General features: G+C 73.1%; 13 protein-coding genes and 1 riboswitch. Of the genes, 9 read left to right on the top strand and 4 right to left on the bottom strand.

Going from position 1 to position 14645, the window contains the following annotated elements; genetic code table 11:
* Nucleotides 1–216: 216 nt before the first annotated feature.
* The 5 genes from HA073_RS25255 to HA073_RS25235 all read left to right on the top strand — a co-directional run bounded on the left by HA073_RS25255 (nt 217) and on the right by HA073_RS25235 (nt 5902).
* Nucleotides 217–1482 (top strand): MFS transporter, encoded by a 1266-nt coding sequence (locus HA073_RS25255; protein WP_166457435.1) that lies wholly within the window; start codon nt 217–219, stop codon nt 1480–1482.
* 133 nt (nt 1483–1615) lie between these two features.
* Nucleotides 1616–2338, top strand: coding sequence for a hypothetical protein (locus HA073_RS25250; protein ID WP_166457434.1), 723 nt, complete (start codon nt 1616–1618; stop codon nt 2336–2338).
* A 545-nt stretch (nt 2339–2883) separates the two neighbouring features.
* Complete coding sequence (locus HA073_RS25245) at nt 2884–3882, top strand: tyrosine-type recombinase/integrase (protein ID WP_166457433.1); 999 nt, start codon at nt 2884–2886, stop codon at nt 3880–3882.
* Between the two features lie 40 nt (nt 3883–3922).
* On the top strand, nt 3923–4942 hold the full coding sequence (locus HA073_RS25240) for a hypothetical protein (protein WP_166457432.1): 1020 nt from the start codon (nt 3923–3925) through the stop codon (nt 4940–4942).
* 93 nt (nt 4943–5035) lie between these two features.
* Nucleotides 5036–5902, top strand: coding sequence for a bifunctional 5,10-methylenetetrahydrofolate dehydrogenase/5,10-methenyltetrahydrofolate cyclohydrolase (locus HA073_RS25235; RefSeq protein ID WP_064445951.1), 867 nt, complete (start codon nt 5036–5038; stop codon nt 5900–5902).
* Nucleotides 5903–5905: 3 nt separating this feature from the next.
* Here the strand turns inward: HA073_RS25235 and HA073_RS25230 are convergent, their stop codons facing one another.
* The gene (locus tag HA073_RS25230; protein WP_166457431.1) at nt 5906–6685 is read right to left on the bottom strand and encodes an endonuclease/exonuclease/phosphatase family protein; all 780 of its coding nucleotides are present in this window, start codon (nt 6683–6685) and stop codon (nt 5906–5908) included.
* A gap of 174 nt (nt 6686–6859) precedes the next feature.
* Here HA073_RS25230 and HA073_RS25225 point away from each other — a divergent pair, with 174 nt between their 5' ends.
* Both HA073_RS25225 and HA073_RS25220 read left to right on the top strand, forming a co-directional pair.
* Nucleotides 6860–7630 carry a TSUP family transporter gene (locus HA073_RS25225; protein ID WP_176722890.1) on the top strand — a complete coding sequence of 257 codons (771 nt, stop codon included), beginning with the start codon at nt 6860–6862 and terminating at the stop codon, nt 7628–7630.
* Nucleotides 7615–8418 carry a GNAT family N-acetyltransferase gene (locus tag HA073_RS25220; RefSeq protein WP_166457430.1) on the top strand — a complete coding sequence of 268 codons (804 nt, stop codon included), beginning with the start codon at nt 7615–7617 and terminating at the stop codon, nt 8416–8418. The genes HA073_RS25225 and HA073_RS25220 overlap by 16 nt, the downstream gene beginning before the upstream one ends.
* Here HA073_RS25220 and def read toward each other — a convergent pair.
* Nucleotides 8398–8907 carry a peptide deformylase gene (gene def, locus HA073_RS25215; protein WP_064445948.1) on the bottom strand — a complete coding sequence of 170 codons (510 nt, stop codon included), beginning with the start codon at nt 8905–8907 and terminating at the stop codon, nt 8398–8400. The two genes, HA073_RS25220 and def, sit on opposite strands and share 21 nt — an antisense overlap.
* Nucleotides 8908–9006: 99 nt before the next feature.
* Between def and pip the strand changes: the two genes are divergently transcribed.
* Nucleotides 9007–9957, top strand: coding sequence for a prolyl aminopeptidase (gene pip / locus HA073_RS25210; protein WP_166457429.1), 951 nt, complete (start codon nt 9007–9009; stop codon nt 9955–9957).
* A 54-nt stretch (nt 9958–10011) separates the two neighbouring features.
* On the opposite strand, the gene HA073_RS25205 is transcribed toward pip, so the two are convergent.
* A complete protein-coding gene (locus HA073_RS25205) occupies nt 10012–11208 on the bottom strand; it encodes a chorismate-binding protein (protein WP_140946320.1) in 1197 nt (398 codons plus the stop codon).
* Nucleotides 11209–11331: 123 nt separating this feature from the next.
* Here HA073_RS25205 and HA073_RS25200 point away from each other — a divergent pair, with 123 nt between their 5' ends.
* The gene (locus HA073_RS25200; RefSeq protein WP_013286363.1) at nt 11332–11532 is read left to right on the top strand and encodes a DUF5999 family protein; all 201 of its coding nucleotides are present in this window, start codon (nt 11332–11334) and stop codon (nt 11530–11532) included.
* Nucleotides 11533–11626: 94 nt separating this feature from the next.
* Here the strand turns inward: HA073_RS25200 and gcvP are convergent, their stop codons facing one another.
* Nucleotides 11627–14449, bottom strand: a complete 2823-nt coding sequence (gene gcvP / locus HA073_RS25195; protein WP_166457428.1) for an aminomethyl-transferring glycine dehydrogenase — start codon at nt 14447–14449, stop codon at nt 11627–11629.
* Nucleotides 14450–14521: 72 nt separating this feature from the next.
* A riboswitch (glycine riboswitch) is annotated at nt 14522–14613 on the bottom strand.
* Nucleotides 14614–14645 lie beyond the last annotated feature (32 nt).

The following is a 14645-nucleotide window of genomic DNA, read 5'->3' as shown; positions in this document are numbered from 1 at the left end:
GCAGAACGGCACCCGCCACGCGGTCCCGCCGCAGTCCAGCAGCATCAGCATCGCCTGCTGCAACGGCTGAGACGGCAGTGGCGAACGGGCCACCAGCCCCAGCCACACCTGATCCGCCTGGCGACCCGGGCGGGCGGCCACCGCCCGCCCGGGTCCGTCGTCAACCCGGCCCGGTGAAGCCGGCATCCCGCCCGCCACCACGCACACGGAGCCCCCATGCCGCCCACCGGCCTACGACACAACCGCGACTTCCTCCTCATCACCGTCGCCCGCACCGCGTCGAAACTCGGCACCCAGGTCACCGCCGTCGCCACGCCGCTGCTCGTCCTGCTGACCACCGGCTCCGCCACCGACGCCGGCCTCGTCGCCTTCGCCGAAGGAATCGCCCTGGTCCTCGTACTCCTGCCCGCCGGCCTGCTCGCCGACCGCCGCGACCGGCGCATCCTCATGCTCTGCTGCGACGCCGGCGCGCTGCTCGCCGTCACCGGCGTCACCGTGCTCGCCCTCGTCGGACACGCGCCAGTCCTGCTCATCGCCGTCCTCGCCGCCGCCACCGCCGGCCTCGGCGCCGCGCTGCAACCCGCCGCCGCGGCCGCCACCCGCGCCGTCGTCCCAGCCCGGGACCTGCGTACGGCCACCGTGTTCAACGAAACCCGCAACGGCGTCGTCCACCTCGCCGGTCCGCCGCTCGGCGGCTTCCTGTTCGGCCTCGCCCCGGCACTGCCGTTCCTCGTCGACGCGCTCTCGTACGCCGTCTCCCTGGTCGCCGTGGCCCTGCTACGCGGCCCACTCGGCCGGTCGGCGACCACGCCGGGGGAGTCCCTGCCCCAGCAGGCCGTCGCCGGAGTCCGATTCCTGTGGCGGCAACCGTCGCTGCGGTTCACCCTGCTCTGCGGCGCCGTCCTGAACTTCGCGTTCGCCGGCGTCCTGCTGGCGATCATCGTCGTGCCGGTCCGCAACGGCGCCTCCGGCCTGTCCGCCGGAACCGTCATGGCATGCGTCGGCCTCGGCGCCGTCGCCGGATCACTCGTCGCGTCCTGGCTGACCGCCCGGGTACCCACCCGCTGGCTGATCCTCGCTGTCGTCTGGGCCTGCGCCGTGCTGACCGCCGCGATGGCCACCACGGACAACGGACTGGTCCTGGGCGCGCTCGCCGGCGCCTGCGTCCTGGTGGTACCGGCCGCCAACATCAGCATGCTGACCCTCCAGACCCTGCTCACCCCCGGCGACCTGCAGGGGAGAGCGAACGCCGCGACCAGCTTCATCGCGCTGATCGTGGCGCCGTTCGGCCCGGCCCTGTCCGGCCTGCTGATCGACCGCGTACCGGCGCCGGTGGTGTTCGGCAGCTTCGCGGCGATCATGCTGGCGCTCGCCGTCGGCGCGGCCGTCGCGCCCGCCGTACGCGCCATGCCCGACCTGCGGGCCGTCGAGGAAGCCCCGGAGCCCGGCGAGGCCGAGCGCCGCGACCCGCAGCCGGTCTGAGCTGATCTTCGTACCGGCAGGCAGGGGAGAGGTGCTGGTCTTTCCGGGGACGTTCGGATGATCACGAGAGCGCCTCGCCCGTGCCACCATGTAGGGCCCTCCCAGGACAGGCCACAAGGGACGAGGTGCCGGCATGGAGCTGCGTAGGAGCCGAGAGAAGCTGTGGAGGGGCCTCACGGTCTTCGGAGTCGGCGTGCTCCCGCTGCTGTACCACACTTCCGCGTCGACCGGACGATGGATCCTTCTCGGCCTCTGGCTTGTGTCGGCCGGCCTGTTCGTCGCCTACCAGCTCAGGCCGTTCCGGTTCCGCATCGGAGCCGACGGACTGGATCTGCGGGTCGCCGGGCTCAACCGGCTGGTGGCATGGGCCGAGATCGACGCTGTCGTGCTCGACCAGCCGCTACCGTCCCGTGGCCGGAACCAGAGAGCCGCAAAGGTGCTGCTGGTGCCGGCCACCGCCGCGACGATCGACCGTCCGCTCACCAGCCGGAGCCCGGTCGACGGGCGGCCGGCCCTGAAGCTGCTCGACCTCGATCAGGTGCGGCAGCCGGCGGACGACGTGGCGGACGCCCTGGCCCGGTTCGGGGCAGGGCGATTCGCGGACCTCCGGCAGCAGGCCCCGGAACTGTCCGACGACGCGGATACGCCGGACACGGAGGCCCTGACGTTGTTGGCCGACCTGACACCGCGAGTCCAGAAGGCGCTCGACTCGGGGCAGGTGTCGCAGCGGCAGGCGGTCAAGGCAGAGGTGGACGCGGCACTCGCGAGACTGCGGGCCGGAGGTCACCAGCCACGGCTGGCCGCGCTTCTGAAGGTCATGTCGGACACCCTCGGCGAAGACGTAAAGCCCTCCTGAGCCGCGATTCGATAATGCACATTATGTCAAGTGCGCTTCAGGTGGCCCTCCCCAGGCACTCTCGCGAGATGGTTGGCCCTCCGGGGCCTGGAGGTCCAATCGTTCACCCCGTCGCACCGCCGGGACACGGCATCACTCTCGTCATCCACCGCGCGGTCCGGCTAGTTGGCGCACAACCAGGCGCGGCGTCGCTGGCACTTGACCGCAGGCACCGGCCGCCCGAGCGCGAATCCCCGCCGACGCCGCCCTCTCAACCGTTCACCATCCGGCGATCATGAGGTTGGCGGCGACAAATGGGACAGCATCCGCAGTCAACTTCATGATCGCCGGAGCGCAGAGGGCACCGGCCCCTTTCACCGCCCTCCCTGCTCCGGCCGAGTGCCGACAGGTGTGACTGCCGCTGCCAGTACGCGGATGTGGCTGCATCGGAGCGCCCGGGTTGCCGCCACCTCGGCGTAGTGGAGTTGATCATCGACTGAGCGGGCCGCGCTCCCCCTCGAAAGGACCCCCTGGCAGGGACGCGAGAATCATGCATAATATCCCTTATGCATGACAAACCGGACGAAACGGTAGGCGCTCTGATCGAAGAGTTCCTGACCGCCCGGGCCACCCGCAAGCCCTCCCCCCACACCCTGGCTGCGTACCGGAGGGATCTGACCGCGGTGGCCGAGCTGATCGCCGCCGACGGCGACGCCACTCCCCTCCCCCTGGACCGGGTTGCGATCAGCTCCCTCTCCCCCAGAGTGATGCGCGCGGCGTTCGCGCGGTTCGCCGCTCCCCGCGCCGCCGCGTCGGTCCATCGTGCCTGGTCGACGTGGAACAGCTTCTTCACGTTCCTGGTGGCCGAGGGCGTCGTACCGGGCAATCCGATGCCGGCGGTGGGGCGGCCCCGTACGCCGCTCCCCCGACCCAAGCCGCTCCGGGGTGAGGACACCCCGGAGGAGTTGCTGGCGGCGGTGGCGCGCGCGGAGGGCCGGCAGCGTGACCCGTGGCCGGAGCGCGACCTGGCGGTGCTGGCGCTGGCGTTGTGCGCCGGGTTGCGCCTGTCGGAACTGCTGGCGCTGCGGGTGTCGTCGGTGGCGGGGCGCGACGGCGAGCGGCGGGTGGACGTGGCGGGCAAGGGCGGGTGGCCGCGTACGGTGCCGATCGAGGATGCCGTGGACCGGGTGCTCACGGGTTATCTGGACAGCCGGCGGCTCCGCTTCGGGGCGCGCAGTGTGCGGCCGGACTCTGCGTTCCTGGTGGACCGCCAGGGTGAGGCGTTGCGGCGGGGTGGGCTGCAGTACCTGGTGGAGTCGTGTTACCGGCGGGCGGGCATCGGTGACCGGGTGCCCCGGGGCGCGCGGTTGCACGCGCTGCGGCACACGTTCGCGACGCGGTTGGCGGAGGACGGGGCGAGCGCGGCGGAGATCATGCGGTTGCTGGGGCATGCGTCGTTGGCGTCGTCGCAGACGTACATCGAGGTGACGGCGGGTCAGCAGCGGGCGGCGGTGGCGGCGAATCGCACCAACCGGGCGTTGTCGGGGTTGGCGCCGCGGCGGTGAGGGCCGCGCGGCGGTCTGCCGGGCTGGCAGGATCGGGCGGATGCGGGTGGGTGCGGCACGGGCGGTGGCGGCCGGGTGGGTACGGGAGCGGATGCGCGTCGATCCGGCGATCGAGGGGGCGTTCTTCAGCGGGTCGACTGTGGGGTCGCCGGACGACGCGTTGTTGCCGCCGTGGTCGGACGTGGATGTGTTGCTGGTGTGCCGGGAGCCCGGTGTGAAGGTGGGCAAGTTCGTGTATCGGGGGGTGCTGCTGGAGGTCAGCACGATCACGTGGGCGGAGTTGGGCGGCCCGGAGGATGTGCTGGGGTCGTGGGTGTTCGCGCCGATGTTGCGTACCGATGGGGTGATCGCGGATCCGTCGGGCCGGCTGGCCGCGGTGCGGGAGCGGGTGGCGGCGGGGTTCGCGGATCCGGTGTGGGTGCGGGCGCGGTGTGCGGGTGTGCGGCGGCGGATCGAGGCCGGGTTGCGGGCGGTCGACGCCGAGCTGCCAACCGCGGAGCAGGTGTTGGCGTGGGTGTTTCCGACGTCGTTGCTGGCGGTGTGGCCGGCGGTGGCGGGGCTGGTGGATCCGACGGTGCGGCGGCGGTACGTGCGGGCGGAGCGCGTGCTGTCGCGGTTCGGGTTCGCCGATCGGTATCCGGGGTTGCTGGACACGCTCGACGGTGGCGGGGTGGGCGTGGACGCGGCGCGGGTGCGGGAGCATCTGGCCGGGTTGGCGGTGGTGTTCGACGAGGTGGCGCGGCTGCCGCGGGAGGGGTTCGCGTTCGGGGCGGATCTGGGTGCGGCGGGGCGTCCGGTGGTGTTCGACGGTGCGGCTGAGCTGATCGCGGCGGGCCGGCATCGGGAGGCGATGTTCTGGGTGCTGGTGACGTACGCGCGGTGTCATGTGGTGTCGGGCGCGGTGGCGCCGGAGCGGGAGCGGGCGTTCGGGGCGGTGCTGGCGGATCTGGGTGTGGCGTCGGCGGCGGATCGGCGGCGGCGGGCGGACGGTTTGCTGGCGGCGTTGCCGGGGTGGCAGTCGGTGGTGGATGCGGTGGCGGCGGAGGCTGTGGCAGGCTGAGGGGGAACGCGACTGGCGGCACGGGGATGGGTGAACCATCGGGGAGCTCGTCGTGGGGGTCGACCGCCTGGGCCTCCGCGGGCGAGGTGTCGTATGTCTTCTGCGCGGTTGTTGCCGGGTGCTCCGGTGGCGGAGCGGGTGTTGTCGGAGGTCGCCGCGTCGGTGGCCGAGTTGCGTGCGGCGGGGGTGACGCCGGCGCTGGCGACGGTGCTGGTGGGTGACGACGACGCGAGCGCGGGTTATATCCGGATCAAGCAGCGCCAGGCGGCGGAGCTGGGTTTCGTGTCGCCGCACGTGCATCTGCCGGCGTCGGCGTCGCAGGCGGATCTGCATGCGGTGCTGGCGGATTTCAACGCGGACGCCACGGTCCACGGGGTGCTGGTGCAGTATCCGATCCCGGGTCATCTGGACTACGACCGGGCGTTGGCGGTGCTGGATCCGGACAAGGACGTGGACGGGATGCATCCGGTGAACATGGGCCGGCTGGCGTTGGGGTTGCCGGGTCCGTTGCCGTGTACGCCGGCGGGGATCGAGGCGTTGCTGGCGTTCCACGGTGTGCCGGTGGCGGGGCGGGAGGTGGTGATCCTGGGCCGGGGTGCGACGTTGGGTCGGCCGCTTGCGATGTTGCTGGCGCAGAAGCGGCCGACGGCGAACGCGGCGGTGACTGTGGTGCACACGGGGGTGGCGGACTGGCCGCGGTACACGCGGCGGGCGGAGATCCTGATCGCGGCGGCGGGGGTGCCGGGGATCGTGCGGCCGGAGCATGTGCGTCCGGGTGCGGTGGTGGTCGGTGGTGGGGTGCGGTACGAGGGGCGGCGGTTGTTGCCGGACGTGGACGAGTCGTGTGCCGAGGTGGCGGGTGCGATCACGCCGCGTGTGGGCGGGGTGGGTCCGACGACTGTGGCGATGTTGTTCCGTAACGCGGTGGACGCGGCGCGGCGGCAGGCCGGGCTGGGTTGAGCGTCAGCCGAGGTCGACGACGAGGGGCCGGTGGTCGGAGATGGTGGCCAGCGGTGTGTGGACGGCGGTGACGGGTGGGAGCCGGTCGAGTGCGTGCCGGTCGGCGAGGATGTGGTCGAGTTGGACGCGGGGTTGCCCGGCCGGGTAGGTGGGGCGGCGGGCGAGGGGTCGCCAGCGGGTGAGCGCGGCGGCGGGTCCGGCGGGCAGGTTGAGGTCGCCGAGCAGGATCCGGGGTGCGGGCAGGGTGCGCAGGGCGCGGATGACGCGGCGTAGTTGCCAGACGTTCCAGCCGGGGACGAAGGACAGGTGGGTGGCGGCGACGGTGAGGGGGCCGTGGGGGGTGTCGAGGACGGCGGCGAGCACGACGCGGGGTTCGTCGCGGAGCAGGATGAGGCCGCCGCCGGGTCCGGGTGCGTAGATGGGTGAGCGGACGGGGGCGGCGCGTAGGCGGGTGACCTGCCAGGAGCGGACGGGGTGGCGGCTGATCAGGCCGATGCCGTAGAGGGGTTCGCCGTGGCCGTCGTCGTCGTGGGTGAGGGGGCGGAACTGTTCTCCGGGGGTGCCGACGACGGCGGCGGCGAAGCGGTGGTGGTCGGCGTGCAGGGCGCGGGCGGCCAGGGCGGTGAGGTCGAGTTTGCCGCTGCGGCTCTGGTCGCGGTCGACTTCCTGGAGGGCGAGGACGTCGGCGTCGAGGGCGGTGACGGCGGCGGTGAGCCGGTCGGGGTCGACGAGTCCGTCGGTGAGGGATCGGCCGTGCAGCAGGTTGAAGGTGGCCAGGCGCACCTGGACACCCTACGTCGTCGTGGCAGTCTTGCCGGGTGCTGAGACTGTTGTGCTGTTCGATGCTGGTGTTCGTGGCGGTGGGGTCGGTGGGGGTGTGGTTGCGGCGTCGTCGGGGCCGGTGAGGCTTGCCACAGGTGGCGTTGTCGCTGGTGGCGGGGTGGGCAGAATGCGGCGGTGGATGCCCTGTCGTTGACGACGTTGCTGACCGCTGCCCTTGTCGCGGGGTGGGTGGACGCGGTGGTGGGTGGCGGTGGTCTGTTGTTGTTGCCGGCGTTGCTGGTGGCGGCGCCGGGTGTGCCGGTGGCGACGGCGTTGGGCACGAACAAGCTGGCGGCGATTTTCGGTACGTCGACGGCGGCGGTGACGTATGCGCGGCGCACGAAGCTGGACTGGGGTGTGGCGGGTCCGGCGGCGGGGTTGGCGGTGCTGACGGCGGGGTTGGGTGCGGCGCTTGCGGGTGCGGTGCCGGGTGGCGCGTACCGGCCGGTGGTGCTTGTGGTGCTGGTGGCGGTGGCGGTGTTCGTGATGGCGCGGCCGTCGCTGGGTGTGGTGTCGTCGCCGCGGCGCACGCCGGGGCGGGTGGTGGTGGCGGTGGCGGTGGCCGGGTTGGGCATCGCCCTGTACGACGGGTTGATCGGGCCGGGTACGGGCACGTTTCTGGTGTTGGCGTTCACGGCGATTCTGGGTTCGGATTTCGTGCACGCGTCGGCGATGGCGAAGGTGGTGAACGCGGGTACGAATCTGGGTGCGCTTGTGGTGTTCGGGTTGACGGGGCACGTGTGGTGGGCGCTGGGTGCGGCGATGGCGGTGTGCAACGTGGTGGGGGCGGCGGTGGGCGCGCGGATGGCGTTGCGGCGGGGTGCGGGGTTCGTGCGGGTGGTGCTGCTGGTGGTGGTGCTGGCGTTGGTGGCCCGGTTGGGTTACGACCAGTGGTTGGCGGGCTGATCGCGGTGGCGGTGCGGGCGGAGCACGATCGGGCGGTGCTGGCGGGTCTGCTGGGCCGGGATCCGGTGTTGCACGCGTACCAGTTGGGTGATCTGGACGATTTTTTCTGGCCGTACACGTCGTGGTTCCGGCGTGGCGACCAGGTGGTGTTGCTGTATCACGGGGTGGAGTTGCCGACGTTGCTGGCGTTCGCGGCGCCGGATCGGGTGCCGGACCTGGCGGGGCTGCTGGCGGAGGCGGCGCCGGTGTTGCCGGCGCGGATGTGGGCGCACCTGTCCCCCGGTCTGGAGGCGGCGGTGGGCCGCTGCTTCGTGGTGTCGGAGGCGGCGGCGCATCACCGGATGGCGTTGACGGATCCGGGGCGGCTGGCGGCGGTGCCGGCGGTGGGTGAGCCGTTGGGGCCGGCGGACGCGGCGGAGCTTTCCGGGTTGTACGCGGTGGCGTATCCGGGGAACTGGTTCGATCCGCGGATGCTGGACACGGGCCAGTACGTGGGTGTGCGGGAGCGGGGCCGGTTGGTGGCGGTGGCGGGGGTGCACGTGTTCTCGCCGCGGTGGCGGGTGGCGGCGTTGGGGAACGTGACGACGCATCCGGACGTGCGGGGTCGGGGTCTGGGCGCGGGGGTGGTGGCGGCGTTGTGCGCGCGGCTGCTGACGTTGGTGGATCATGTGACGTTGAACGTGCGGGCGGACAACGCGGCGGCGGTGCGGCTGTACGAGCGGTTGGGGTTCTCCCGGGTGGCCGGGTTCACCGAGTGCGCGTTGACGTCAGCGGCCGCGGCTGGGTGAGTCGAATCGGCCGGCGCGGATCTCGCGCAGGGCCCGGCGGCGGGTGTCGCCGCGCAGGGTGTCGACGTAGAGGCGTCCGCGCAGGTGGTCGGTCTCGTGTTGCAGGGCGCGGGCGAGGAAGCCGCTGCCGGTGATGGTGAGGGGTTCGCCGTGCTGGTCGTAGCCGTGGGCGGTGGCGTGCAGGGCGCGGGGGGTCGGGAAGTACAGGCCGGGGATGGACAGGCAGCCCTCGTCGTCGTCCTGGAGTTCGTCGGACAGTTCCAACGTGGGGTTGATCATGTGGCCGCGCCGGCCGTCGGCGTCGTAGACGAACACCTGGGCGTTGACGCCGATCTGGGGCGCGGCGACGCCGGCGCGTCCGGGTGCGCCGAGCAGCGTGTCCATCAGGTCGGTGACGAGGGCGCGCAGTTCGGCGTCGAAGCTGGTGACGGGTTCGCTGGGGGTGCGCAGCACGGGGTCGCCGATGATCCGGATCGGGCGCATAGTCATGCCCGGAAGGCTATCCGTTGCTTACCGCTGCGCGGGGGGCACCCGCCGGGGCGGCGACGCTCGTAGGGTGTGCGGACACCGACGCTGGGAGGCCACCGCATGTATCCGCCGATCGAGCCGTACGCCCACGGGATGCTGGACGTCGGGGACGGGCAGCGCGTGTACTGGGAGACGTGCGGCAATCCGGACGGCCGGCCGGCGCTGGTGGTGCACGGCGGTCCGGGTTCGGGCGCGGGCGCGGGGTGGCGGCGGCTGTTCGACCCGGCCGCGTACCGGGTCGTGTTGTTCGACCAGCGTGGCTGTGGGCGCAGCACTCCCCTGGCGTCGGATCCGGCCACCGACCTGTCGGTGAACACCACCGGGCATCTGCTGGCCGACATGGAGGTGCTGCGCGCGCACCTGGGGATCGACAGGTGGCTGTTGTGCGGCGCGTCGTGGGGGTCGTCGCTGGCGCTGGCGTACGCGCAGCGGCACCCGCAGCGGGTCACCGAGCTGGTGCTGTTCAGCGTGGTCGCCAACACCAGCCGGGAGATCGAGTGGTTGACCCGGGACATGGGCCGGGTGTTCCCGCAGGAGTGGGCGCGGTTCCGCGACGGGGTGCCGGAGGCCGACCGCGACGGTGACCTGTCGGCGGCGTACGCGCGGCTGCTCGACGACCCGGACCCGGCGGTGCGGGAGCGGGCGGCGCGGGACTGGTGCGACTGGGAGGACGTGCACGTGTCCCTCGCGGGCGGGTACGCGCCGGATCCGCGGTTCGCCGATCCGGTGTTCCGGTACGGGTTCGCCCGGCTGGTGACGCACTACTTCGCGAACCGGGGTTTCCAGCCGGACGGGCAGGTGCTGCGCGACGCGGGCCGCCTGGCGGGGATTCCGGGGGTGCTGGTGCAGGGCCGGCTGGATGTCAGCGGCCCGCCGGACATCGCCTGGCTGCTGACCCGGGACTGGCCTGATGCGCGGCTGGAGATCGTGGAGTCCGGCGGGCACGGCGGCGGGCACGGCATCAGCGAGCGGGTGGTCGCCGCCCTGGACGCGTTCGCCGCCGGCCGGTAGCCGCCGCGCACGGCCGCTACCGGCCGGCGGAGCCGCCGCGAGCGGGCCGGCCCGTCAGCCGGCGAGCAGGGCGCGGATCGGGGCGGCTTTGGCGGCGGCCTCGGCGACCTCGGCGGCCGGGTCGCTGTCCCAGGTGATGCCGCCGCCGGCCCACAGGTGCAGCAGGTCGCCGTCGGCGGCGGCGGTGCGGATGGTCAGGCCCAGGTCGAGGCGGTCGGGTCCGACCCAGCCGAGCGCGCCCATGCTCGCGCCGCGTCCGACCGGCTCCAGCGCGGCGATCTGCGCCAGCGCGGCGCGTTTGGGCGCGCCGGTGACCGAGCCGCCGGGGCAGACCGCGCGCAGCAGGTCGGCCAGGCCGAGGCCGTCGGCGGGCGCCGCGGACACCGTCGACTCCGCCTGCCACAGGTCACACCAGCGGCGTACGGCGAACAGCTCGTCGACGCGCACCGAGCCGGTGCGGGCGACGCGGGCCAGGTCGTTGCGTTCCAGGTCGACGATCATGACGTGTTCGGCGCGTTCCTTGGCGGAGGCGAGCAGCTCGCGGCGGCCGGCGGGGGTGGCCGGGCGGGTGCCCTTGATGGGGCGGGTGACCAGGCGGCCGTGTTCGACGGCGATGAGGGTTTCCGGGGAGGCGCAGCCGAGCGCCCAGCCGGGGCCGTGCAGGGTGCCGCCGTAGCGGGCGCCGGGCAGCGCGGCGAGGCGGGCCAGCGCCGGCCGGGGGTCGCCGGTGTACGGGGCGGCGGCGTGGCCGACGAGGTTGGTCTGGTAGACGTCGCCGCGGGCGATGGCGGCGCGGACCGCGTCGACGGCGGCGGCGTGCGCGGCCGGGGTCCAGCTGTCGCGCCATGGTCCGAGCCGCCACCCGCCGGCGTGGGCCGGTGGCGGGGTCGGCGTGGGCCGGTCGGTGTGGTGGTAGACGACCACGACCAGGTCGGGCAGCGTCGGCGCGGGGCTCGGCGCGCCGGGCGACACGCCGAGGGTGTACGCGCCGGCGGCGGCGGACAGGTAGAGCGCCGCGCCGCAGACCGCGTCGTCGGGGTCGTGGCGGCCGGGGCGGGTGAGGTCGTCGCGGGTGACGCCGTGCGCGGCGAGGAAGCGTTGTGCCAGGTCAGCGGGGTCGCCGCCGTCGGTGGCGGACCAGTGCAGGCGGGCCGTCTCGACCAGTCGGCGACGGCATCCGGGCGGGGCGCCTGGGGTATCGACCTCCACCTGTGGGAGCGCTTCCACAACGTCTGGCCCGTTACGGGTCATCCGTTCAGCCCATTCTCGGTGAACAAGACGCATCCTTGCTCGTTGCCGCTCAGTTTTCCTTGGTACTGTGCGTCACTGGTCATGTGAACCATGACACAGTGCCCCCACAGTCCGGAGAACCCGATGTGTCAGCACCAGCCCACCTGCCCCTCCGCCGACGCGACCGACCGCGAGGCCGCCCGCGTCCTCGCCTGCTTCCCTGAGCAGGGCTGGAGCCTGCTCTGCAACGGTGTCATCGTCTTCGAGGACACCGGTGAGCTGCTCCCCGACGGACGCACCATCGCCCCGCACCGGGGTCCGGCCCGTCACGCTCTCGTGGCCTGAGCCATCACGCAGCGTCAGTGAGCGTACGCGCCGGTCATGACCGGCCGGCGCGCCGGCCGGGGCGGCGAGAGCCCACCGCCCCGGCGTTCGCCGCTCAGTCCTCGAACGCCTCCGGCGCGGGGCACGAGCAGACCAGGTTCCGGTCGCCGTACGCGCCGTCGACGCGCCGCACCGGAGGCCAGTAGCGGCCCGCCCGGTCCACGCCCGCCGGGTAGGCGCCCACCGACCGCGGGTACGGATGCGGCCACTCGTCGGCCGACACCATCGCCGCGGTGTGCGGCGCGTTGGACAGCGGGTTGTCCCCCGCCGGCCACTCCCCCGAGCCGACCTTGTCGATCTCCGCCCGGATCGCGATCATCGCGTCGCAGAAGCGGTCCAGCTCGGCCAGGTCCTCACTCTCGGTCGGCTCCACCATCAGCGTCCCGGCCACCGGGAACGACATCGTCGGCGCGTGGAAGCCGTAGTCGATCAGCCGCTTCGCCACGTCGTCGACGCTCACGCCGGTGGCCTTGGTCAGCGGACGCAGGTCCAGGATGCACTCGTGCGCGACCAGGCCCTTGTTGCCGGCGTACAGCACCGGGAAGTGGTTACGCAACCGCGCCGCCACGTAGTTCGCGGCCAGGACGGCCACGCCGGTGGCGCGGGCCAGCCCGTCGGCGCCCATCATCCGCAGGTACGCCCACGGGATCGGCAGGATTCCCGCCGACCCGTGGTTGGCCGCCGAGATCGCCGGCCGCCCGTCGGCGCGGGCGCCGAGGGGGTCGCCGGGCAGGAACGGCGCCAGGTGCGAACGCACCGCCACCGGCCCGACGCCGGGGCCGCCGCCGCCGTGCGGAATGCAGAACGTCTTGTGCAGGTTCAGGTGCGACACGTCCGCGCCGAACCGGCCCGGCTTGGCGAACCCGACCAGCGCGTTGAGGTTCGCGCCGTCGACGTACACCTGACCGCCGGCGTCGTGGACCTTCGCGCACAACTGCGCGATGCCGGTCTCGTACACGCCGTGCGTCGACGGGTACGTCACCATGATCGCGGCGAGCGCGTCCCGGTGCTTGTCGATCTTCGCGTCGAGGTCGACCAGGTCGACGTTGCCGTCGGCGTCGCAGCCGACCACCACGACCCGCATGCCGGCCATCACGGCGGACGCGGCGTTGGTGCCGTGCGCCGACGACGGGATCAGGCACACGTCGCGGTGGGCCTCGCCGCGCTCCCGGTGGTAGCCGCGGATCGCCAGCAGCCCGGCCAGCTCACCCTGCGACCCGGCGTTGGGTTGCACGCTGACCGCGTCGTAGCCGGTGACCTCGGCCAGCCAGCCCTCCAGCTGCGCGATCAGCTCCCGGTACCCGGCGGTCTGCGCGTTCGGCGCGAACGGATGCAGGTGCGCGAACTCCGGCCAGGTGATCGGTTCCATCTCGGTGGTGGCGTTGAGCTTCATCGTGCACGACCCCAGCGGGATCATGCCGCGGTCCAGCGCGTAGTCGAAGTCGGCCAGACGGCGCAGGTAGCGCAGCATCGCCGTCTCCGAGTGGTGGCTGTGGAACACCGGGTGGGTGAGGAACTCCGACGTGCGGGCCAGCCCGCCGGGCAGGGCCGCGTCCACCTCGCCGTCGAACCCGTCGACGCCGAACGCCGCCCACACCGCCTGCAGGTGCGCGGGCGTGGTGGTCTCGTCGCAGGAGATGCCGACCCGGTCGGCGTCGACCAGCCGCAGGTTCACGTTGCGCGCCGCGGCGGCGGCCACCACGTCGGCGGCCCGGCCCGGCACGGTCGCGGTGACGGTGTCGAAGAACGCGACGTCCGCGACCTGAACGCCGCCGGCGCGCAGCCCGGCCGCGAGCCGTGCCGCCGCCTCATGGGTACGCCGGGCGATGGCGCGCAGCCCGTCCGGGCCGTGGTAGACGGCGTACATGCCGGCCATCACGGCGAGAAGCACCTGCGCGGTGCAGATGTTGCTGGTCGCCTTCTCCCGCCGGATGTGCTGCTCGCGGGTCTGCAACGCCAGCCGGTACGCCGGGTTGCCGTCGGCGTCGCGGGACACCCCGACCAGGCGGCCCGGCAACATCCGCTCCAGCCCGGAGCGCACCGCCAGGTAACCGGCGTGCGGCCCGCCGAAGCCCATCGGCACACCGAACCGCTGGGTGGTGCCGGCGGCGATGTCGGCGCCGATCTCGCCCGGCGGGCGCAGCAGCGTCAACGCCAGCAGATCCGCGGCGACCGTCACCAGCGCGCCCACGCCGTGCGCCGCGTCGACCAGCGCCCGGTCGTCGCGGACCGCGCCGGACGCGCCCGGGTACTGCAGGTGCAGGCCGAAGAACTCCGCCGGCAGCTCGTCACGCTCCACGTCGATCACCCGCACGTCGATGCCGAGGGGCTCGGCGCGGCTGGTGATCACCGCGACGGTCTGCGGCAGCGCGTCGGCGTCGACCACGTACACCGGGCTCTTGCTCCTGGACGCGCGGCGCGCGAGGGTCATCGCCTCGGCCGCGGCGGTGCCCTCGTCGAGCATCGAGGCGTTCGCGGTGGCCAGACCGGTCAGGTCGGTGACCATGGTCTGGAAGTTCAGCAGCGCCTCCAACCGGCCCTGGCTGATCTCCGGCTGGTACGGCGTGTACGCGGTGTACCAGGCGGGGTTCTCCAGCACGTTGCGGCGGATCACCGCCGGGGTGTGCGTGCCGTGGTAACCCAGACCGATCATGGACACGGCGACGGTGTTGCGGGACGCGAGGGCGCGCAGCTCGGCGATCGCCTCCCGCTCACTGGCCGGGGCGGGCAGGTCCAGGGTGCCGTGCCAGCGGATCACCTCGGGGATCGCGGCGTCCATCAGCTCGTCGACGGAGCCGTAACCGACGGCCTCCAGCATCCGGCGCTCGTCGGCCGGGCCGGGGCCGATGTGCCGGTCGGCGAACTGCTCTGCGGTCATGCGCTGCGCTCCTTGGGGGGCGAGGTCGACGGGTCGGCCTCCCCCTGAGTCGCGCTGACGCGCTCCACAGCGCCTGCCCACGTGGTCCTTTTGCCTGAGAGGTTCCGGGGAGAATCTGCCCCTTCGGCGCCGCCGGGATCGGCGGTCTCTCCCACGTGGGTGGTACCGGCACCCCCAACGCTACCAGCGGGCGTGT

The sequence above is a fragment of the Micromonospora sp. CMU55-4 genome, from assembly GCF_011602315.1.
Taxonomy (GTDB): Bacteria; Actinomycetota; Actinomycetes; order Mycobacteriales; family Micromonosporaceae; genus Micromonospora; species Micromonospora chalcea.
The sequence above is the reverse complement of the archived record's forward strand: the minus strand, read 5'-3'. Positions and strand labels throughout refer to the sequence as shown.